The organism is Paenibacillus piri, from assembly GCF_004354045.1.
GTDB lineage: Bacteria > Bacillota > Bacilli > Paenibacillales > NBRC-103111 > Paenibacillus_S > Paenibacillus_S piri.
This window is the reverse complement of sequence record NZ_SMRT01000005.1, coordinates 21,623-42,430: the sequence shown is the minus strand read 5'-3', so window position 1 is coordinate 42,430 and position 20,808 is coordinate 21,623. Positions and strand designations below refer to the sequence as shown.

Annotated in this window: 15 protein-coding genes; 8 read left to right on the top strand and 7 right to left on the bottom strand. The window is 52.5% G+C overall.

What is annotated here, in order from left to right:
- Nucleotides 1–52: 52 nt before the first annotated feature.
- The 6 genes from E1757_RS12770 to E1757_RS12745 all read right to left on the bottom strand — a co-directional run bounded on the left by E1757_RS12770 (nucleotide 53) and on the right by E1757_RS12745 (nucleotide 7,411).
- Entirely contained in the window at nucleotides 53–1,711 is a 1,659-nt protein-coding gene (locus E1757_RS12770; RefSeq protein WP_133228539.1) for an ABC transporter substrate-binding protein, read from the bottom strand.
- A 50-nt stretch (nucleotides 1,712–1,761) separates the two neighbouring features.
- A complete protein-coding gene (locus E1757_RS12765) occupies nucleotides 1,762–2,655 on the bottom strand; it encodes a carbohydrate ABC transporter permease (protein WP_133228537.1) in 894 nt (297 codons plus the stop codon).
- A 15-nt stretch (nucleotides 2,656–2,670) separates the two neighbouring features.
- Nucleotides 2,671–3,642 carry an ABC transporter permease gene (locus E1757_RS12760; RefSeq protein WP_246079172.1) on the bottom strand — a complete coding sequence of 324 codons (972 nt, stop codon included), beginning with the start codon at nucleotides 3,640–3,642 and terminating at the stop codon, nucleotides 2,671–2,673.
- 94 nt (nucleotides 3,643–3,736) lie between these two features.
- The gene (locus E1757_RS12755; RefSeq protein ID WP_133228534.1) at nucleotides 3,737–5,554 is read right to left on the bottom strand and encodes a cache domain-containing sensor histidine kinase; all 1,818 of its coding nucleotides are present in this window, start codon (nucleotides 5,552–5,554) and stop codon (nucleotides 3,737–3,739) included.
- Entirely contained in the window at nucleotides 5,554–6,573 is a 1,020-nt protein-coding gene (locus E1757_RS12750; protein ID WP_133228531.1) for a response regulator transcription factor, read from the bottom strand. Before E1757_RS12750 ends, E1757_RS12755 begins: the two co-directional genes overlap by 1 nt.
- Before the next feature lie 349 nt (nucleotides 6,574–6,922).
- Complete coding sequence (locus E1757_RS12745; protein WP_133228529.1) at nucleotides 6,923–7,411, bottom strand: DinB family protein; 489 nt, start codon at nucleotides 7,409–7,411, stop codon at nucleotides 6,923–6,925.
- 204 nt (nucleotides 7,412–7,615) lie between these two features.
- Between E1757_RS12745 and uraA the strand changes: the two genes are divergently transcribed.
- The 7 genes from uraA to E1757_RS12710 all read left to right on the top strand — a co-directional run bounded on the left by uraA (nucleotide 7,616) and on the right by E1757_RS12710 (nucleotide 18,347).
- Nucleotides 7,616–8,884, top strand: a complete 1,269-nt coding sequence (uraA, locus tag E1757_RS12740) for a uracil permease (RefSeq protein ID WP_133228526.1) — start codon at nucleotides 7,616–7,618, stop codon at nucleotides 8,882–8,884.
- A gap of 125 nt (nucleotides 8,885–9,009) precedes the next feature.
- A complete protein-coding gene (locus tag E1757_RS12735) occupies nucleotides 9,010–11,364 on the top strand; it encodes a helix-turn-helix domain-containing protein (protein ID WP_165972093.1) in 2,355 nt (784 codons plus the stop codon).
- Between the two features lie 221 nt (nucleotides 11,365–11,585).
- Nucleotides 11,586–12,554: an ABC transporter permease gene (locus E1757_RS12730; protein ID WP_133228520.1), complete on the top strand. Its 969-nt coding sequence runs from the start codon at nucleotides 11,586–11,588 to the stop codon at nucleotides 12,552–12,554.
- A gap of 35 nt (nucleotides 12,555–12,589) precedes the next feature.
- Nucleotides 12,590–13,486, top strand: coding sequence for a carbohydrate ABC transporter permease (locus tag E1757_RS12725; protein WP_133228517.1), 897 nt, complete (start codon nucleotides 12,590–12,592; stop codon nucleotides 13,484–13,486).
- Between the two features lie 136 nt (nucleotides 13,487–13,622).
- Nucleotides 13,623–15,284 carry an ABC transporter substrate-binding protein gene (locus tag E1757_RS12720; RefSeq protein WP_133228515.1) on the top strand — a complete coding sequence of 554 codons (1,662 nt, stop codon included), beginning with the start codon at nucleotides 13,623–13,625 and terminating at the stop codon, nucleotides 15,282–15,284.
- A 7-nt stretch (nucleotides 15,285–15,291) separates the two neighbouring features.
- Nucleotides 15,292–16,878: an arylsulfatase gene (locus E1757_RS12715; protein WP_133228511.1), complete on the top strand. Its 1,587-nt coding sequence runs from the start codon at nucleotides 15,292–15,294 to the stop codon at nucleotides 16,876–16,878.
- A gap of 29 nt (nucleotides 16,879–16,907) precedes the next feature.
- Entirely contained in the window at nucleotides 16,908–18,347 is a 1,440-nt protein-coding gene (locus E1757_RS12710; protein ID WP_133228507.1) for a sulfatase family protein, read from the top strand.
- A gap of 89 nt (nucleotides 18,348–18,436) precedes the next feature.
- On the opposite strand, the gene E1757_RS12705 is transcribed toward E1757_RS12710, so the two are convergent.
- Complete coding sequence (locus tag E1757_RS12705; RefSeq protein WP_133228505.1) at nucleotides 18,437–19,714, bottom strand: adenylosuccinate synthase; 1,278 nt, start codon at nucleotides 19,712–19,714, stop codon at nucleotides 18,437–18,439.
- 135 nt (nucleotides 19,715–19,849) lie between these two features.
- Between E1757_RS12705 and E1757_RS12700 the strand changes: the two genes are divergently transcribed.
- Nucleotides 19,850–20,755: a LysR family transcriptional regulator gene (locus E1757_RS12700; protein WP_133228502.1), complete on the top strand. Its 906-nt coding sequence runs from the start codon at nucleotides 19,850–19,852 to the stop codon at nucleotides 20,753–20,755.
- Nucleotides 20,756–20,808 lie beyond the last annotated feature (53 nt).

The window sequence follows — 20,808 nt, the reverse complement described above, 5'->3', positions numbered from 1 at the left end:
GACCGCCCCCGCTCATCTGCATGTGTGTCCTGCTGCTCCTGCGGCTGCAGGCTTATTTCTTTTTGCTCCATTCGTCATACGCTTGCTGGTGAATTTCGATATACCGTTTCAGGTTCATTTTATCCAGCGTGTTCAAGTAGTTGTCCCATTCCTTGTCGATATCGACTGCGCCCGTAACCGACTTGGCGAAAAATTCGGCGCGGTAGTCCGAGATCGCCTTCTCGATATTGGCCAGCTCCTCGGATTGTTCGTTCGTAAAGAAGAGCGGTGGAACGACCTTTTTCGGATCGAGCTGATAGGGCTCATAGTTTTTCTTCGACTCGTTATATAAAATCGTTTCAAGCGGAATCTTCGGATCGGCATACTGGCCTAACCGGAATTCGTTCGTGCGAACGGAAGGGCCCGCTTGCGCCCAATGCACGTTTTGCAGCTTGCCGAAGGTCGTCAGCTGTTTCCATTTGGCCTGCTTGCCGTCAAGTCCAAGCTCGCCGTCTGCGGCTTTGTCCCACTCTTGGCCCGGACGGCCAACGGTGCTGCGCAGGGCGGCTTCTTCCGACATCAACAGATCGGCGAGCCGGAAGGCGGCGGCCGGATTTTTAGCTTTGTTCGTGATCACGAACTGTCCCTGCAAAATGTAGTACGGCTGGAACGGTGCGGACTGCACGCCGGACGGCCCTTTTAACGGAGGTACCGTCACGAAATCTTTAAAGCGCTCGGAATCGATCTCGATGAAATTGCCTTGATTTTGCGCCGGAACCGCACCGATAATCGGAGCTTCCGGGTTCATGCCCATTTGCTTCAGCTGATTTTTATCCTGTGTAAACGACTGCGAAGCGATCAGGCCCTCCTTGTACAGCTTGTTCAAATATTTGAGGCCTTCCTTCCAGCCCGGCTGGTTATAGGCCACCTGAACTTTGCCGTCCTTCACAAGCTTGTAAGCGAAATCTTTTTCGACGAACGCACTCATAATGAACGGGTCCAGCTGCGTCTGCTGAATCGTCGTGGACGGACCGCCGACCGCGCCGACCAATGGAATTTCATCGGCCTTGCCGTTGCCGTTCGGGTCCTTTTCCTTAAACGCTTTCAATACCTCGTAAAATTCGTCGGTCGTCGTCGGCATGCTCAGGCCGAGCTTCTTGAGCCAGGTCTGGTTAATAAACATTTTTTGCCCATATGAGCAATGATAGCATTGATTGATCTGCGGCAGGGAATATATTTTGCCGTCCGGCATCGTCATCAAATCTTTGGCGTACGAAACCTGCCCCCACATCTTTTTCGTTTCCGTACCGTATTTATCGATATAGGAGTTCAGCGGTATAAACACGCCGTCCTTCCCGTAAATGGACTGCTGAATCGGCGAAATGCTCATATTGATCAAAATGTCCGGATAATCGCCGCTGGCCAGTGCTACGTTCAGCTTCTCCTGGAACGACTTTTCAGGGGCGACTTCCCATTCGAGGTGAATGTTCGTCTTTTCCTCCAGCCATTTCGTAAATTCGTTCGTGGCGAAGTTCTCGACAATGCTCGAGCCTTTGATCATGACCTTATAGGTCGTTTTTTCCTTCGTAATCGGGAATACGCCCGCCTCCGTCACCTGATCGGAGCCTCCCGCTTCCGGCTCGGAGCCGTTCTGCTTGGCGCTGGAGCATGCGCCGGTCAGAAGCGCGGTCGCGGTTAACATCGACACTAAAGCCGTAACACCTTTTCTCATCGTTATATCCCCTTTTTATCGTTTTAAATGAATCTTCACCGGTCCGCCGTTCAGCCCTTCAATGAGCCTATCATCATGCCTTTGACAAAATGCCTTTGAATAAACGGATAAATGATCAGCACCGGAACCGTCGATACGACAATCAACGAATATTTCAGCAGCTCGCGCAGTCCTTGACGCGCAGCCTGATCGGCCACATCGGTAATCATCGACGCGTCGACCTCGTTTTGAATGAGAATGTCCCGGAGTACGAGCTGCAGCGGATACAGCTCCTGGCGTTTCAAATACAAGAGCGCGTTAAAATATTGATTCCAATGACTGACCGCATAAAATAACGCAATGACCGCGATAATCGGACCGGAGAGCGGGATGACGATTTTGCGCAAAAAGGTCATGTCGCTGCAGCCGTCCATTTGCGCCGCTTCCAGCAGCTCGTCCGGAATCGTCGTTTGAAAATAAGTGCGCGCGATAATCATGTTCCAGACCGCGATCGCTCCCGGGATAATCAAGGACCAGCGCGTATCGATCAGGCCAAGCTCCTTCACGACGAGATACGAAGGGATCAAGCCGCCGGAGAACATCATCGTAAACACGAACAGCGCCATGACGATGTTGCGGGGCATAAAATCTTTTCTGGCCAAAGGGTACGCCGCCATTAACGTCAAAATAACATTAACAACCGTACCGACGGCCGTATAAAACAGCGAGTTTAAAAAGCTGGACCCGATTAGTCTGTGCTTGAACACCGCTGCGTAGCCTTCCAGCGTAGGCTCCACCGGAAACAGCCAGACGCGGCCGGAAATGACCGACGATGCGGAGCTGAACGAGGCGCTGATAATATAAACAAGCGGATACAGGACGGTGACGGCAAATATAAACAAGATGATATGGTTCGCATAATTAAACAGCCGGTCGTCCAGCGCTTCTTTCATTTTACCTGTCATTAGCTGCACTCCCTTTTACCAGAGACTCGTTTGTCCCAATTTTTTGGCTGCGCGGTTCACTACGATCAGAAGAATCAGGTTAATGACGGATTTGAACAGCCCGATCGCTGTCGAGTACGAATAGTTAATCGCCGTCGAAGCCAGGCCCACCTTGTACACATACGTGTCGATCACCTCGGAGGCGCTCGTGTTAAGCGGATTTTGCATCAGCAAAATTTTCTCAAAGCCGATATCGAGCACATGCCCGGTATTCATAATCAGCATAATGACCGCAACCGGCATAATGCCCGGCAAATCGACGTGCCACATGCGCCGGACTTTGCTGGCCCCGTCCATAACGGCGGCTTCGTGCAGCGAAGGATCGATTGCCGCCAGGGCAGCCAGGTAGATGATGCAGGAGAACCCGACATTTTGCCAGATGCCCGACCAGACGAAAATGTGACTGAACCAGCCCGGCTCGCCCATAAAGTTGACGGGACTGAAGCCAAACGCTTTCAAAATCAGATTGACCAGGCCGATCCGGGGATCGAGAAACTGAACCACAATCCCGATCATCACGACAACCGAGATGAAATGCGGCGCGTAAGTAATCATCTGTACGGATTTTTGGAAAAATTTCGACTTCACATAATTCAGGCAAAGCGCCAGAACGATCGGAAACGGAAACCCTGCCAAAAGGCTGTAGAAGCTGACGACAAGCGTATTTTTCATGATCCGGACAAATTCGTACGAGTTGAAAAACCGGATGAAATATTTAAAGCCTACCCAATCGCTGCCCCAAACGCCCTTGGTCGGGACATAATTTTTGAAGGCGATCAACGCGCCGTACATCGGAACGTACTTGAATACGGCCAAATAAATGATAGGCAGCAGGATGAGGAGGTACAGCTGCCATCGTTCGACGATGTTTTTGCCGAACCGTGCCCAAATTCCGGACTTCGGCGGCGCGGCAGCGATGGGCTTGGATTGGCCGGCGGAAATTTCCAATGGACAGGCCCCTCCTTTCTCGGTGTTGTATAAAAATGGCGGCATGCCTTCCGTTATGCCTAGAATAGCTCTTTTCATCGGGAGGGACATTATCCTAAATTACTTCGGCATGATTTTTTTTGACATGCTGCGACGGCATTCGGATCGTAATGCGGGTACCTTCGCCGGCCCGGCTATCGATCGATAGGCCGTACTGTTCGCCGAATACCATCTGAATGCGGCTGTGTACGTTGCCGAGTCCGATGCTGCCGCCGGCCGCAGGCGGCTCGTTCGACTGCTTATGCGCCAATTGACCGTCCTGCAGCCGCTCGCGGATTTGCTCCAGCTTCCGCTCGTCGATTCCGCAACCGTTATCCTCGACTGTCACACAAAAATAAGCGTCGTCGTTCCAGGCGTCGATGACGATCGTATGCCGGTCCTCGATCCCGTCGGGAAATGCGTGCTTGAACGCGTTTTCCACCAACGGCTGCAGCGTCAAACGAACCATATTGTGGAGCAGCAGCTCCGGAGGGATGCGGACGTCGATTTCGAACGGGCGCTGAATGCGGTAATGCATAATGTTCATAAAATTAAGCACATGCTTCAGCTCGTTCGCGACCGTAATTTCCTCCAGATCGGTACGGATCGAATAGCGGAACATATATGACAGCGAGCGGACGATATCTTTAATTTCCGATGATTTCTGGATGACGGCATAGCAAATAATAATTTCAAGCGTGTTGTATAAAAAATGCGGATTAATTTGCAGCTGCAGCGACTGGAATTCGGCCAGCTGCCGCTTGAACAAATTGTCCTGATTGCGCAGCTCGGTTTCGTACACGCGATCCACCAGCTCCTCCAGCCGGCCGACCATCGTATTATAGCTCGATATTAACCGGTCCATCTCATCCCTGCTGCCGGTCAGCGGCACCTTCGTCCAAAGCCCTCTCTCCGTCTGCCGCATCCCATCCTCAAGCAGTCGGACCGGACGAACGATCGAGCGTCCGAAACGAACTGCGAGCAGCGTAACAAGCAGCAGCGTGCCCAGCCCGACGTAGATCGTCGTTTGCCGCAGGTTGGAAATCGGCTTCCGCTGCTCGGCAACCGACATGCTGGCTACAAGCGTCCAGCCCGAATATTCCGACCGTCTGCTGAAAAAGATGCGACCGTCTTCCTCAGGCAGCTCGAATACGAGATTTTTATTGTGCTGAATCGTTTCGAACTGTCTTCCGTTCAGCTGCTTGCCGATCCGTTTCGAATCGGGGTGGTACAATATTTTGCCGCGGTCGTTAACGATAAAGAAATAGCCCGACTCCCCGAGGTGGATGCCCTTCCACAGCGTGGTCAGCTCGCCGATCCGCAGCTCGAAGCCCATGACGCCCTTATAAACCTTGGAGGTTTGACGATCGGCGACTCTGCGCGCCAACGTCAAATGCCCGTCCAGAAAACCGGAATCCTGTATCGTCAATCCCCCGTCCTCGCGGGTGTCCTCCTGCAGCTGCTCGATATATTCCTGAAAGCCCTTGTAATTGAAATTTACGATGTGCGAATTGAAATCGGTCGTCTGAAAGCCGTTATTTCCGGCCAAATAGACCATCGTAATTTGCGGATTATTGATCAGCACCGGCTGAAACACCTGCTGATTGATGGTCGCCGTCGTCGTTTTCAGATCGGTAACCGATTTCGTGCCCGAATCAAGCGCTTCCTTGACGAGCGGCGAAGTTAAAATCGACACGGTAGCCCGTTCGTAATTTTTTAAATACAGGTCGGTCTGGTGCAGGACGTTATCGACGATTTGGGCCAGCAGGTTCTGGTACTGATTTTCCAGTTCCTTGCTCGACCTTAAGTAGCCGGTAATGCCGATGGTGGCGACGGCAAGCACAATGATCGTGGCAAAATATAAATATATGCGGGCTGCGAGACTGTTCTTCATTATTTGATCCCCAAAAACGCTCTGTATTCGGTCGGCGAATAGCCGGTCATTTTCTTGAAGGTACGCGAAAAATGCGGATAGCTGTCGTAGCCGACCTCCGCCATAATATCGATAATTTTGCTGTGCGGCACGGCCAGCAGCTTCTTGGCCCGCTCCACCCGCTTGCGCAGCCTGTATTGGACGAAAGTTTCGTTCGTCATTTTCTTGAAATAATGGCTGAAATAGTTCGGCGTCAAGCCCATCTGCTCGGCTACCGCCTCCAACGATAAATCCTCGTTTAAATGGTCGTCGATATAGGCGAGCGCGGCCTCCAGCACATTAATCTGGTTGCCGCCCCGGTAAACGGCCAGCTGTTGACACCACTCGCGGATTTGACGCTCCAGCTTCGCAATCGGATCAGATGCATCCCGCTTTGCCTCGCCGTCGTCCGGCAGCCGCTGAAATGTGTAGGTGCCGCGCGTGTTCAGCTTTTTTTCAAGCAGCATCAGCCCGTCCTGCACGGCCTGCCGTTGAAACGAAAGCTCGCCGTTCGCCAGCTCGCTTTGCATCTGCCGCAGCAGCTCGTCCGTGCGATTGCCGTCGGAGGTCCAAATGCTTTCCTCCATCCGCTCCAGCCACTGCTCCAACCAGGATAAAGAGAAAGCGCCCGTTCTGTTTTCGCTCAGCACCTTATCCAGTGCAGGAAACAGCTCCAGCTCGGTAACCGGTTTCAATAAATATTCTCTGACTCCGTAAGAGATGCACTTTTGCGCGTAATCGAAATTGTTGTAGCCGGATAAAATGATGATTCGGGTCTGGAGCTTCCGCTCATAAATGTTTCTGCACAATTCCAGCCCGTCCATGCGCGGCATGCTAATATCCGATAAAACCGCTTCCGGCGGGTTGGCGATAATTTCCTGCAGAGCCGCCGTACTGTCGGTGAACGTCACTATGCTGTCAAACCGGCCGTAATCGTGAAGCATCTGGTTCAAGCCCATGCAAATCATGGGTTCATCATCGATAATGTAAATACGTTTCATGCCGGACAACCTCCTTCGGTAGCTTTCATCTACTTTACAATAAACGCGGGGAAAGTTGTAGGTTCATGAAAAAAACGGCGGATTCCAATATCGTCCAGCGGACGCGCAGCTATGCGGATGGAGCCGACTCAGAGCGGCCATTGCATTAAGAAGGAGTGAGCCGGCTTCAGCCCGAGAGCAAAGAAGCCTCCAAAACCCCGCGGTTCGGACGGGAATAGGAGGCTTCGTTTGGGTATGATGGGCGGCTTGTGAGCCGTGAAAACGCATCGTTATATAGTCAAGACAGTTAAGATGCTGAGGGGCGGGATCGTTCTGCGGCAGCGTCAGCGCTCGGCCTTGCCTGCAAATTTCAACCGTTGGAGCGGGATAATGACTGTTCGATTTGCGCCAAATGCCGAAGCGTATGCAGGGCGAACAGCTCCAGCCACTGGTCCAAATTCATTGCGCCGTATACCGGATGCTCCATCGAATAGGTTTCAGGATGATCAAGCTGCCGGACGGCGGCATGAACCGCCTCCAGGGCGGACTGCGACTCGCCGAGCAGCTGCTTCGCCTGATCGAGATTTTGTACCAAGCCTCTCGGCTGCCCGAACGGCGGAGCGTTATATTTGTTCGAGCGGTCCAGCATGCTTTCCAGGTTTACACGGGGAACAGCGCCGCCCGGCGGAGCTTGAAGCGCTTGCTGGAGCAGACCCGACACCGCGTGTTCCATCAGGTGCAAATGCTCCAAATTTTCAAGCGCCGACCAGGCATCCCCATTACTGCGGTGCAGCTGTTCTTCCGTTAAGCCTGCTATACAAGCCCATAGCTTGTCGCGGGACTCGTTCAATGCTTCCATCCCGATTCACCCTTCCCTTAATTAACCGTTTATTTGAACATGTCACCTTCAGTATACACCAACAATAGAGACGATTCCAACTATATCCGGCGGTCGGCCGAAAGATGATAGATCGATAACTTTTTTGAAAAAATTTATCGAATCCGTTTGAAATATGGTAATATATCGTACGGTATACGATTGTTAAAAAAGGGAGGTTTCACCGTGTCGCGCATTATTCAAGTGGACGAGCGCCCGTCGATCGGCGAGAGTATTCCGCTCAGTCTGCAGCATTTATTCGCCATGTTCGGCTCCAACGTGCTCGTGCCGATTTTATTCAAGGTCGATCCGGCGACGATTTTATTAATGAACGGGATTGGCACGCTGCTTTACATTTTGATGACGAAAGGAAAAATACCGGCGTTTCTAGGCTCCAGCTTCGCCTTTCTGTCGCCGGTATTCGTCGTGCTCGGCTCCAAAGGGTACAACGCGGCGCTCGGCGGCTTTCTTGTCGTCGGATTGATTTTCACCATCGTCGCTCTGTTGATCCGTTACGTAGGTACGCGCTGGCTCGATGTCGTCTTTCCGCCTGCGGCGATGGGGGCCATCGTTTCGGTCATCGGTCTGGAGCTCGTGCCGACTGCGGCAAACATGGCCGGCTTCATCGCGCCTCCCGGAGCGCCGGAAGGCTGGTCGCCCGATCCGACTGCCGTAACCGTGGCGGTATTTACGTTATTGGTCGGAGTCGTCGGCTCCGTCGTTTTCCGCGGGCTGCTGAAGGTCATTCCGATTTTGGCCGCGATTGTGCTCGGCTACGCGCTCGCGGTTTTGCTCGGTATGGTCCATATTCAGGAAACGTTGGCCGCGGCCAAATGGTTCAAGCTTCCGAACTTTTATGCACCTTCGTTCGATCTGGCGAGCATTCTTATTATCGCGCCGGCGGCGCTGGTAGTCATTGCCGAGCATATCGGCCATCTGATCGTAACCGGCAATATGGTCGGCAAAGATTTGTCCAAAGACCCCGGACTGAGCAAATCGCTGCTCGGAAACGGCGTCTCGACCATGCTCTCTTCCCTGGTCGGTTCCACCCCGAATACAACGTACGGCGAAAACATCGGCGTGATGGCGATCAGCCGCGTCTATTCGGTGTGGGTTATTGGCGGCGCTGCGGTGCTGGCGATCGTGCTGTCGTTCGTCGGTAAAATATCGGCGCTGATCCAGACGATCCCGACGCCCGTAATGGGCGGCGTGTCGCTGCTGCTGTTCGGCGTCATCGCCGCGTCCGGCATTCGGATGCTGGTCGAGACGAAGGTCGATTATTCCAAGCCGGTCAACCTCATTTTGACAACTGTGGTGCTCGTCATCGGCCTCAGCGGCGCAGCGTTGAAGTGGGGGCACATCGAGCTGAAGGGGATGGCGCTCGCTACCGTCGTGACGATTTTGCTCAGCTTGTTCTTCAAGCTGCTGGAAGTTTGCAAGCTGTCGAGCGAATAACCAACCCCTTCGTATAGCCGGCGACGAATTGTCGCTGGTTTTTTTATTCCGGAGTGGATACAATGAGGAAAAGGCCCGGCTTATCAAAAAAAGAATACGCTTTCATTCCTTTGGAGGAAGATGTCATGAAGAAATCGGTTGGAACCGGCAAAAAAGCTTTGATATTACGTTTCTCGATCCCATACCTGCTTCTCCTGTTCGTACCATTATCGATGGGTTTGCTGACCTACAATAAAAGTGTGGCGCTTCTCGGCAAAGAAATTGAAACGGCCAACATCTCCATGCTGGAGCAAAGCAAAAATATGCTGGATGCGAGGATGAACGAAATAGCGCAAATCGTTCGCGAGCTTAAAGAAAACCCGAAAATCGTCCACCTGCAGCAGCTGCACAAAGTGATGGAAGGCAGTTCGGTGTATCATGTGGTCGAAACGACGACCTCCTTGTATCATTACAGCCTCTCCAACAACTTTATTATGGATTATTTCATTGTGCTGAAAAATAGCGGCGTTGTCCTGAATGAAAGAACGGCTTACCCGCTGCAAGAATTTTACAATTTTTACCAATTTGGACAATTGACTGCCGAGGAATGGCAGAACGATTACCTTAACCGCTTTTACAATAACGCCTATCTACCGACTGTCACCATGGTATCGGAAGGGAAAGAACATTCCGTCATTCCCGTTATTCAGACTTTAGGTCAGCCTAATAATATCCAGGGTGCGATCATGATTTTGCTGGACAGCTCGAAGGTGGAAAGCTTGTTGCGCGATCTTCATACCGGCGAAGGAGGTTTCGCTTACATTGCCGACGACAACGGCCATATCATTACCGCTTATCCGCATAACAATCGGGAATACAAATTGGCGGATGCGCTGCTAAGCGGAGAGCGGGGATCATTCGAAACGGAGATTGCAGGGCAAAACATGGTTGTCACCTACAACAAATCGCCCAAGTTTAAATGGACGCATGTGGTTGCCCAGCCCGCGCAGATTGTAAAAGAAAACATGTACTCCTACAAACGGTGGACGCAAACGGTGATGGTCGTTTCCCTGCTGCTCGGAGCGGCGGGAGCGATTCTGATGGCTTACCGCAACAGCCGTCCCGTGAAAAGGTTAATTCAAACGATCGGCGAACGGATCGGGGTCGAGCAATCTCCGGTTCACGACGCCTTCGGCATGATTCAAGCCGGATTGACCAAGCTGATCGATAACAATGACGTGCTCCACCGAACCAACGCAGGGCTAGTCGAACGCATGCGCGAGCAGGCGTCATTTCTCCGGTTTTCGTTATATGAACGGCTGCTGAAAGGCCAGATTCGCTCCCGGGAGCAATTGGACGTTTTATTGCAGCATGCGGAGGTCGGCATAACCGGCGATCTGTATACGGTCGTCATCTTCGATTTGCACCATTACGGCCAAGGGCTTGGAATGAGTACGGACGCGATGAAGGAAATGGATGTCAAGAAGATCGCAGTCAAAGAGACGATTGCGCTTGCTTACGGCAAACAAGCCCATCTGCATGAAAATGAGGACCAACAAATCGTATTTATCGTGACCGCGGAAGGAAGCGGCGGCGATCTGCGGCGGCAGCTGGCCGAACTGCTCAGCCGGATTCAAACCGGGCTGATCAGCAAGTTCCGGCTCAAAACCGTCATTGCCGTAGGCGATATGGCGGACAGCCTAATGGACCTTCCCCGCTGCTACGAACAAGCTAAGCAAGCTCTAACGGGCCATGTCTGGGAACTGGATAACCAGATTCTATGGTACGAAAGTTTGCCGAAAGATATGCTGAGTTACTTTTACCCGGCAGATCAGGAAATTAAATTAATCAATTTTGCGAAGGCAGGAGATAAAGAAGAAATCCGCAATATGTTGGAAGAGCTGCACCGAGTTAATTTCGAAACCAGGCAGCTGCCCTTTTATATGATCCAAATGTTGATTTACGATATGTGGGGAACCGTGCTCAAGCTGTTCGAGCAGGTCGATATTTTGCAGGATACGGTCGCCGAACATATCCGGCTGCTGGGCAAGGAGGTGCGTTCCGTCGAGGATGCGCTCCATCATTACCATGCGATCTATTTGTACTATGAGCATGTATGCGACGAAATGAATTCGAAAAAGAAAAGCAGCAACGACCGTTTAATTCAGGAGATCAAGCTGTATCTCGACAACGAGTTCAAAAACACGGACTTGTCACTAACGCTGCTTTCCGAGAAATTCATGATATCCGAGGCGTACTTATCGCAATTTTTCAAGGAGCAGCTGGGCATCAATTTTTCCGATTATTTGGAGAGCAGAAGGCTCGGTTACGCATGCAAGAAGCTGCTGGCGACCCGCCAAACGATCAATCAGATCTCGCTGGATGCGGGATACAATTCCGCCAATTCTTTTTTTAAAGCGTTCAAAAGAGTTCACGGCATGAGCCCGACCGAGTTTAGAAAGCATGCAGCGATCGCCTCAAGGAAAAGCTTTACTCCTTAAGGCTTTTTTTGTTTGTATAGCGGATTCCCCGCGCTCCAATCCTAGAAATGTCATGAAAGTTAAAAAAATCATGATCCCGTTTCCTAACCGTGTCACGATATCCGAAATGTTTCATCTAACCGGTTTGCCTGCGCATGCTCTAACATTAGAACAAAGCCCCCGATTATCTAATGTAAGCGCTGCCGGGGGAGCAACTGGCAAGCAAAAGGAGGTGAACAAACATGAAAAGCGTGGCCGTCAATCGTCATCCGCATGTCCAAGCGAATGTAAACAAACGTAAGGGCGCGGCATGGAAACAGATCCGCAAAGGCCGGCAGTTATATTTGCTGCTTGTTTTGCCGGTTTTATATTTGATCATTTTTAAATATGTTCCCATTTATGGGGCGCAGATTGCGTTTAAAGATTTCATTGTGACCAAAGGAATTGGGGACAGCCCCTGGGTCGGGATGAAACATTTTGTCCGATTTTTTAACAACTATAACTTTTGGGATATTATGAAAAACACGTTAGGCTTGAGCTTGTATCAGTTAATTGCGGGCTTTCCTTTTCCCATTTTGTTGGCGCTGTCGCTGAACTATTTGAAGCATGCCTATTTCAAAAAAACGGTGCAAATGATTACGTATGCCCCCCATTTTATTTCGGTTGTCGTGGTGGTCGGGCTGATGATGCAGTTTTTGGCGCTCCGTACGGGAGGCGTCAATATTTTCCTGAAGCTGCTTGGCTTTCAGGAAATCAATTTCCTCGGCATTCCCGAATATTTTCATTCCTTGTACGTATGGTCCGGCATTTGGCAGCATGTAGGGTTCGGCTGCATCGTCTATTTGGCAGCGCTCTCGGGCATCGATCCGTCGCTGCACGAGGCTGCGGTGGTGGACGGGGCTTCCAAGCTGAAGCGGATGTGGCACATCGATCTGCCGGGAATTATGCCGATTGCGGTTATTCTTCTGATCCTTAACGTAGGGAACCTGCTGGACACCGGCTTCGAGAAGGTGCTGCTGATGCAAAATCCGCTCAATACTAACACTTCGGAAGTGATCGACACCTATGTTTATAAAATCGGGTTAGTTTCGGCGGGAGTCAATTTCTCTTATGCGTCCGCAATCGGGCTGTTCAAAAACGTGATCAATCTGGCGCTGCTGCTCGTTGTCAACGCGGCAGCCAAAAAGCTCAGCGAAAGCAGCTTATGGTAACAAAGCGATACCAAATCAGGAAGGAGGGCGGCAACTTGCAGCATCATTCGGTGCAGGAAACGTTCGGAGACCGGTTGTTTACGATCGTGAACGGGCTTGTTCTCGGCTTGTTTACGTTGGCCGTATTGTACCCGCTGATCTTTGTGGTCAGCGCATCGTTCAGCTCCACCAGCGCGGTCGTCTCGGGTCACGTCTGGCTGTTCCCTGTCGATTTCAGCCTGGAAGGCTACAAAACCGTGTTCAAGGATAAATATATCGGCAGCGGCTTCTTCAATTCGATCTACTACACCGTAACGGGTACGGCTATCAATGTCGCTTTAACCGTTATGGCCGCTTACGCTTTGTCGCGGAAAGATTTATGGGGAAGAAAGTGGATTATGCTGTTTTTCGTGGTGACGATGTTTTTTAACGGAGGGCTGATCCCGAACTATTTGCTGGTTAAGAATCTGGGGATGCTGGATACGGTATGGTCGATGATTTTGCCCGGAGCGCTGAGCGTGTTTAATGTCATCATCGCGCGCACCTATTTTCAAACGACGATACCCCAAGAGCTGCTGGAAGCCGCGCAGATGGATGGCGCGACCGATCTGATCTTTTTATGGAAAGTGGTCATTCCGGTTTCCGGTCCGATCATCGCCGTGCTCACGTTATTTTATGCGGCGGCCCATTGGAATGCCTTTTTCAGCGCGCTCATTTATTTGAAGCAAAAGGACTTATATCCGCTGCAGCTGGTGCTGCGGGATATATTGATTCAAAATCAGGTGGACACCAACACCATTACGGATCCCGAAATTATGGCCGCCAAAGAAGGACTGGCCGAGCTGCTCAAATATTCGCTTATCGTCGTTTCTTCTGTTCCGTTAATGATTGTTTACCCGTTTGTGCAGCGGCATTTCGTAAAAGGCGTCATGGTCGGTTCCGTCAAGGGGTAGGAAAAGGGGCACCCCGGTTTGACCCCTAAAAGCGACGCGAGGCTCCGAAGCTGATTCCGGGTACTTTTTGGGGGAGCCCAGATATTCGTAAAAATGGCTGCGCATCGAGTTCCAAACAAAATTAGGAGGCAATACGATGAAGAAAGCATGGTCTAAAGGATTGGCGATCCTTCTCACCGCGGGCATCGGATTAACGGGCTGCACTTCGGCCGACGGGCAGGACGGAGCTTCCGCTGACAGCGGCAGCCAGCCTGCCGCCGACGCTACAGCGCCAGGATCGTTCCCGATTGTCAAGGATAAAGTAACGTTAAAAGTACTGGTGACCGGTAACTCGTTGATTGAAGATATGAACACAAACGCATTTACCAAATGGCTGGAAGAAAAAACGAATGTGCATATCGAATGGGAAGTGGCGCCGGCCAGTAATCCGAACGAAAAGCTGAATCTGGTACTGGCCAGCGGCGACTACCCGGACGTCATTATGAATTTCGGAATTTCGCCCACCCAGCAGTTGATTTACGGCCAGCAAGGCGTGTTCATGCCGTTGAACGAGCTGATCGAGAAATACGGTGTCGAAACGAAAAAGCTGTTCGAACGCTATCCGAATATTAAGAAGGCGATCAGCGCGCCGGACGGGAAAATTTATTCGCTTCCACGCATTAATGAAAATTATCACGACTTGATGAACCAGAAAATGTGGATTTATACCCCATGGCTGGATAAGCTCGGCTTGAAAATGCCTACGACGACCGAGGAATTTTATCAGGTGCTGAAGGCGTTCAAGACGCAGGATCCGAACGGCAACGGCATTGCCGACGAAATTCCGTTGGCCGGCGCGAAGGAAAAAGCGCATCAGCCGATCCGCTTCCTGATGAATGCGTTTCAACTTGACAATGAAACGACCTCCAACCGGCTCATTTTCAAGGACGGAAAAATCGATGTCGCGTATAACAAGCCCGGCTGGAAAGAAGGCGTGGCATATATGCACAAGCTGTACGCCGAAGGTTTGATCGCTCCTGAAATTTATACGCAGGACCGGGCGCAGCTTAAGCAAATGACGGAAAAGCAGGATGCGATCGTCGGTACGGCAACGGCCAACATTATTCAGGATATGACCAATATCGCCGGCAAGCTGAACCGGTGGAAAGACTATAAAACGGTCCCGCCGCTTAAAGGTCCGAACGGCTTGCAGATTACGCCTTACAATCCTTACCCGTTTGCTACCGGGGTGTTCGTCATTACCAGAAATTGCAAAAACCCGGAGATTGCGCTTCGCTGGGCCGATGCGATGTATAACGAAGAATTCACCTTGCGCTCTGTGCACGGCGAGCCGGGCGTCGATTGGGATAAAGCGGCACCGGGCGAAATAGGCGTTAACGGCAAGCCGGCCAAGTGGAAGAAGCTGATGCCTTTTGGAATCGTACAAAATAAACATTGGTATCAGTCGACCACAACACTGCAAGATTTGGAGCTGCGCGGAAGCTTGTATGCCGATCCGAATATCGATGCGGAAAAAACGCTGTGGGACGAGACGCTCAAAAATTACGACAGCTATAAGGCGAAGGTTGAAGACATGGTCCCGCCGATCTTCTTTACCGAGCAGCAAGCGAGCGAGCTGGCGGATTTGGAGAAAACCGTCAACGATTACGTGGAGCAAATGACGACCCGGTTTGTAACCGGCAACGTCAGCATCGATTCGCAATGGGATGTTTATGTGAAAACATTGGAAAATATGAATTTGAAACGGATGCTGGAAATTTATAACGAAGCTTATACCCAACAATACAAGAAAGGATAAGGGACCGATGGAGCGAAACAGACCCAACATTGTGTTGATCATGAACGATGACATGGGCTATTCCGATCTCGGCTGCTACGGTGGTGAAATCGATACGCCCAACCTGAACCGGCTTGCGGAGAACGGCTTGCGGTTTACGCAATTTTACAACACGGCCCGCTGCAGTCCGTCTCGCGCCTCGCTGCTCACGGGTTTGCATCCGCATCAAACGGGCATCGGCATTTTGACCGAAGATGACGGACCGGACGGCTATCCCGGTAATCTGAACCGGAACTGCGTGACGATCGCCGAAGCGCTGGGCGGCAGCGGCTACCGGACTTATATGAGCGGCAAATGGCACGTCGCCCACGACTTTACCGGGGAAAAGCATACTTGGCCGAAGCAAAGAGGCTTCGACCGCTTCTACGGCACGATTGCCGGTGCCGGAAGCTTTTACGATCCGAATACGCTTACCCGGGATAATGAAAATATCGAGCATGAAGCCGAGGAAAACCGCGATTTTTATTACACGGATGCGATCAGCGACAACGCCGTCCGGTTTATTCGGGATCATCAGGAGCAGTATGCCGCCAAGCCTTACTTCCTGTATGTCGCATATACCGCCCCTCACTGGCCACTGCATGCAAGGGAAACGGATATCGCCAAATATAAAGGGAGATTCGATGAAGGCTGGGACCGGCTGCGGGAGCAAAGACTGGAACGGCTGGTCCGAATGGAGCTGCTCGACGGCTCATGGCGCCTGACCGGCCGGGATCCGTCGCAGCCGGAATGGGAGGCCGCCAAGCATAAGGAGTGGCTTCTCCGCTGCATAGAGGTGTACGCAGCCCAGATTGACGCGATGGACCAGGGGATTGGCCGCATATTGGCGCAGCTCGAAGCGGGCGGGGACCTCGAGAACACCGTTGTTATTTTCCTGGCGGATAATGGAGGCTGCGCGGAAGTGATGCGTCCGGAGAACGGGCCCAATCTGGTGAACAAACTGCTGATTGCCAGATCCCATACGCGAGACGGCGAGCGGGTTCACTTCGGCAATGACCCGTGGCGAATGCCGGGCCCGGAAAATACGTACCAGAGCTATGGCATTGCCTGGGCCAATCTGTCCAACACGCCCTTTCGGCTGTATAAGCATTGGGTTCATGAAGGCGGCATCGCCACCCCTTTTATGGTCCACTGGCCGGCCGGCATATCGGAACGAGGCGGACTCCGGCATACGCCATGCCAGCTCCCCGACATCATGGCCACCGTATTGGAGTTGACCGGGACCGACTATCCGACCTGGTATCAAGGGCATGCGATCCTTCCCCTCGAAGGCAGAAGCATGGCTTCGCTGTTGGCTGGAGACATAGAACAAGACCGGGAGCTTTACTGGGAGCATGAAGGCAATGCAGCGGTGCGGTCGGGAACATGGAAGCTCGTGAAGCGATACCCGCAGCCATGGGAGCTGTACGATATGGTCGCCGACCGTACGGAAATGAACGACGTTTCGGCCGAATATCCCGAAGTGGTGAAACAATTAAGCGGCAAATACGAGAAGTGGGCTCTCAGATGCGGGGTCGTGCCCAGAGAAAACATTTTGAACATTTACAATTCATAATTATAAGAAAACCGGGTGGTGAATCGAACATGCAAATGGAACATAGGACGCGTCCGCATATATTGTTAATCACGATGGATGAGCTTCGCAAGGATGCTCTGAGCTGTTACGGTAACAAAGCCGTGGCCACGCCGCATTTGGACCGGCTGGCGGAGGAAAGCATCCGCTTCGAGAAGGCCTACAGCGTCAGCCCGTGGTGCCTGCCTTCGCGCTGCGCCATATTGACCGGATTGCTTCCACACGAAAGCGGAGCCTACAGCAATTTCCGCAAATGCGAATTATCCGCTGAAATCCCGAACTTGTTCGGCATTTTACGCGATCACGGGTACCGGACGACCGTATTTGGCAAATGCCACTTTTCCCCCGTCCCCTACAGCTCTACCCGTCCCGATACGACGCTGCCTTACGACGAATTTAAAGATTATTATATGAGCCTGGGAATCGACCACCTTGATCTGCAGGACGATAAACAAGTATCCGTCTGGTTTTATGACGATTACGCCAAGGAGCTGGACCAAGCCGGCTATTTGGAAGCCTATCGAAAACAGGTTTGGAGCGAAAAGGCGAACGGCAAAGTGTTCGCCTTCCCCGGGCCGGCGGAATGGCATCCGGATCATTGGGTCGGACGAAAAAGCGCGGCCTATCTGGAAGCCTACTCGGAGGATCGCCCGTTGTTCGCCTGGGTTTCGTTCAGCGGCCCTCATTTCCCGTTCGATGCCCATGAATCTTACTTCGACCGGGTCGACATGGCCAAAGATGCCACGCGGAACTGCAAACCGGGAGAATTCGACGACAAGGCGCGCATTCATCACGAAAGCTACTACGGACCCGGAGGCATCGAAGGTTCCGGCGCGGCAGCGGATCGGGCTTGCAAAAACCATAGCGAATCGTATTGGCAAAGCTTGAGACGAAGCTATTATGCGAACGTCGCGCTGATTGACGATCAGATAGGAACCATTATCCATGCGGCCCGCCGCAAGTTCGGAGACAACCTGCTGGTCATTTTTACCGCGGACCATGGGGAAATGCTCGGCAACCACGGGCTTTGGGGGAAAAACAATTGCGCTTACGAAGATGTTCTAAATGTCCCCTTGTTGGTGCAATATCCGGGGGAATCGCAAGGGTCGGTAACCAATGAACAGGTGATGTTGACCGATATTATGGCGACCTGCTTGAAGGCCGCGGGCCTGAAGCATGAGGAGATGAAAGGACGCGATTTCAAAGAGTCCGGTCGGAATGGAGGATACGACTACGTATTTGCCGAAGGCGAAGGATTTTCCAGCGTCAGCAATGGCAGGTTCAAATATATTCATCTGCAAAAAAACAACAAGCTGCAATACGAACTGTTCGACTTGCAGCAGGACCCTTGCGAATTTCATAATTTGGCCGGCAATCCCGCCTACGCCGGGGAATTGGCCGAATTGCGCGGCCGGCTGCTGCAGCTGTTCATGAGCCAAGTATTGAGCTAGCCCGGGAAAAGGAGTGCCTTCCATTATAAAGAGGCGCTCCTTTTTTACCGGCGGCCCTATGCCCGGCCACGCTCAAAGTTTGCCTCCGTTCATCTCTCGATCATTTGCTCGCGCTTCGGTCCGATGGAAATCAGACGGATGGGCTGACCGATCCACTGCTCCAGCCGCAGCACGTATTCGCGGGCATTGGCGGGCAGCTCCGCGAACGAGCGGATATGCGAAATATCCGATTTCCAGCCGGGAAGCCTATCGTAGACGGGTTCTGCGCGGTACAGCTCGGCAGTGACCGGAAACCGGTCGGTCAGCTTGCCGTCGATGCGGTATGCCGTGCAGACCGGGATTTCGTCCAAGTAGCCGAGCACATCGAGATTCGTCAGCGCGACCTCTGTTGTGCCCTGCAGCATGCAGCCGTACCTCGTCGCGACCGCATCCAGCCAGCCAATCCGGCGCGGCCTCCCGGTGGTCGCTCCGAATTCTCCCGCATCGCCGCCTCGCGTCCGCAGCTCATCCGCTTCGGCTCCGGCGATTTCGGAGACGAACGGCCCTTCTCCGACACAGCTCGAATAAGCTTTCACAACCGTGACGACACGCTTGATCGCATGCGGCGGCAGCCCGGCTCCGACGGCGGCGAATCCGGCCAATGTCGACGAGGAGGTGGAGTACGGATAAATGCCGTGATCCGGATCGCGCAGTGCGCCCAACTGACCTTCGACCAAAATATGTTCGCCCCGCGCCAAAGCGTCGTGCAGCAAAACGGTCGTATCGCATACATATGGCTTCAATCGTTCCGCAAGCTGCAGCAAGCCACAGGCCAGCTCGTCGACTGACAACGATGGTTTGTTGTACAAATGCTGCAGCAGCACATTTTTCGAGGCAAGCGACGCTTCCAGCTGCGCCCGCAGCCTTCGCTCATCGTACAAATCGGCCGTCTGAACGCCAAGCTTCGCATATTTATCCGCATAGAACGGCGCGATACCCTGCTTCGTAGAGCCGAATTTCCGCTCGCCCAGCCGCTCCTCTTCCAGCTCGTCGAACCGGATATGGTATGGGAGTACAAGCTGCACCCGGTCGGAAATGCGCAATTGGGGCTCCGGTACGCCTCTTGCCTGCAGCTGGTCAAGCTCGGCAAACAAATTTTCAATATTGAGAGCAACCCCAGGACCTATGACATTGACCGTATCCGGATAAAACACACCTGACGGCAGCAAATGCAGCGCGAATTTGCCATAAGGGTTAATGATCGTATGTCCGGCATTGCTGCCCCCTTGATACCTGACCACATAGCGGGCTTCGGCCGCAAGCACGTCGGTTACTTTACCCTTCCCCTCATCGCCCCAATTCGCACCTGCAATAGCGGTGACTGTCATTCCTTTTCCCTCTTTTCATCCATTATATTTGTGTTCGCTTACAGAAATAAGTATAATCGTAGACAATATATAAATATAATGAATATTACTTATATTTGATATTAATATTAGTAATATTAAGAAAGGGTTTTGGCGATGGTTCAAAATCTGGAATGGTACCGCGTTTTTTACTTTACAGCCAGAGCCGGGAGCTTATCGAGAGCGGCCGAAGAGCTGTTCATCACCCAGCCCGCCGTCACGCATGCGATTAAACAGCTCGAGGCGAAGCTCGGCGGGCAGCTGTTTTTCCGCACCTCCAAGGGCGTCAAGCTGACGGCCGAAGGCGAGGTGTTGTTCAAATATATTGAGCAGGCCTATCATTTTATTTTGAACGGGGAACGGAAAATAGCGGAGATGCATCAGCTCGACGACGGGGAAATTAAAGTCGGAGCCGGCGATACGCTGTGCAGGCATTATTTGCTGCCTTACCTGCAAAGCTTTCACGAGACATACCCGAATATTAAATTTCAAGTAACTAACCGCACGACGCCCGAAACGGTCACCCTTCTGAAGGAGGGAAAGATCGACCTGGGCATCGTCAATTTGCCTTTCCAACCGGCCGATCCCAAAGTGGAAGTGCGGGAAAGCCGCTCCATCGAGGATTGCTTCGTTGCCGGCGCCAGGTACAAGCATTTGGCGGAGCGGCCCATTCCGCTCGATACGCTGCTCCGCCATCCGCTCATTCTTCTGGAGCGGGGCAGCAGCAGCCGCGCCTACCTCGACGCCTTCGCCGAGCGGCAAGGGACGTCGCTAAAACCGGAAATCGAGCTGGGGAGCATCGATTTGCTTGCCGATTTCGCGCGCAGCGGCTTTGGGATCGCCTGCGTGATCAAGGATTTCATCCAGCCGGAGCTTGCCGCTGGCCAGCTGCACGAAATCCGGCTGACGACGCCGATCCCGCCCCGGAGAGCGGGCATCGTCACCTTGAAAGGCACCCCGCTGTCCGCCGCGTCCAGGCAGCTGCTGGAAATGATGCTCGACGGCCAGCACGGCGCCCATTAAAGTTGCGGCGGCGCTAAACCCCGAAAGGCCGTCGGCCTCCGGATGCTTGAATG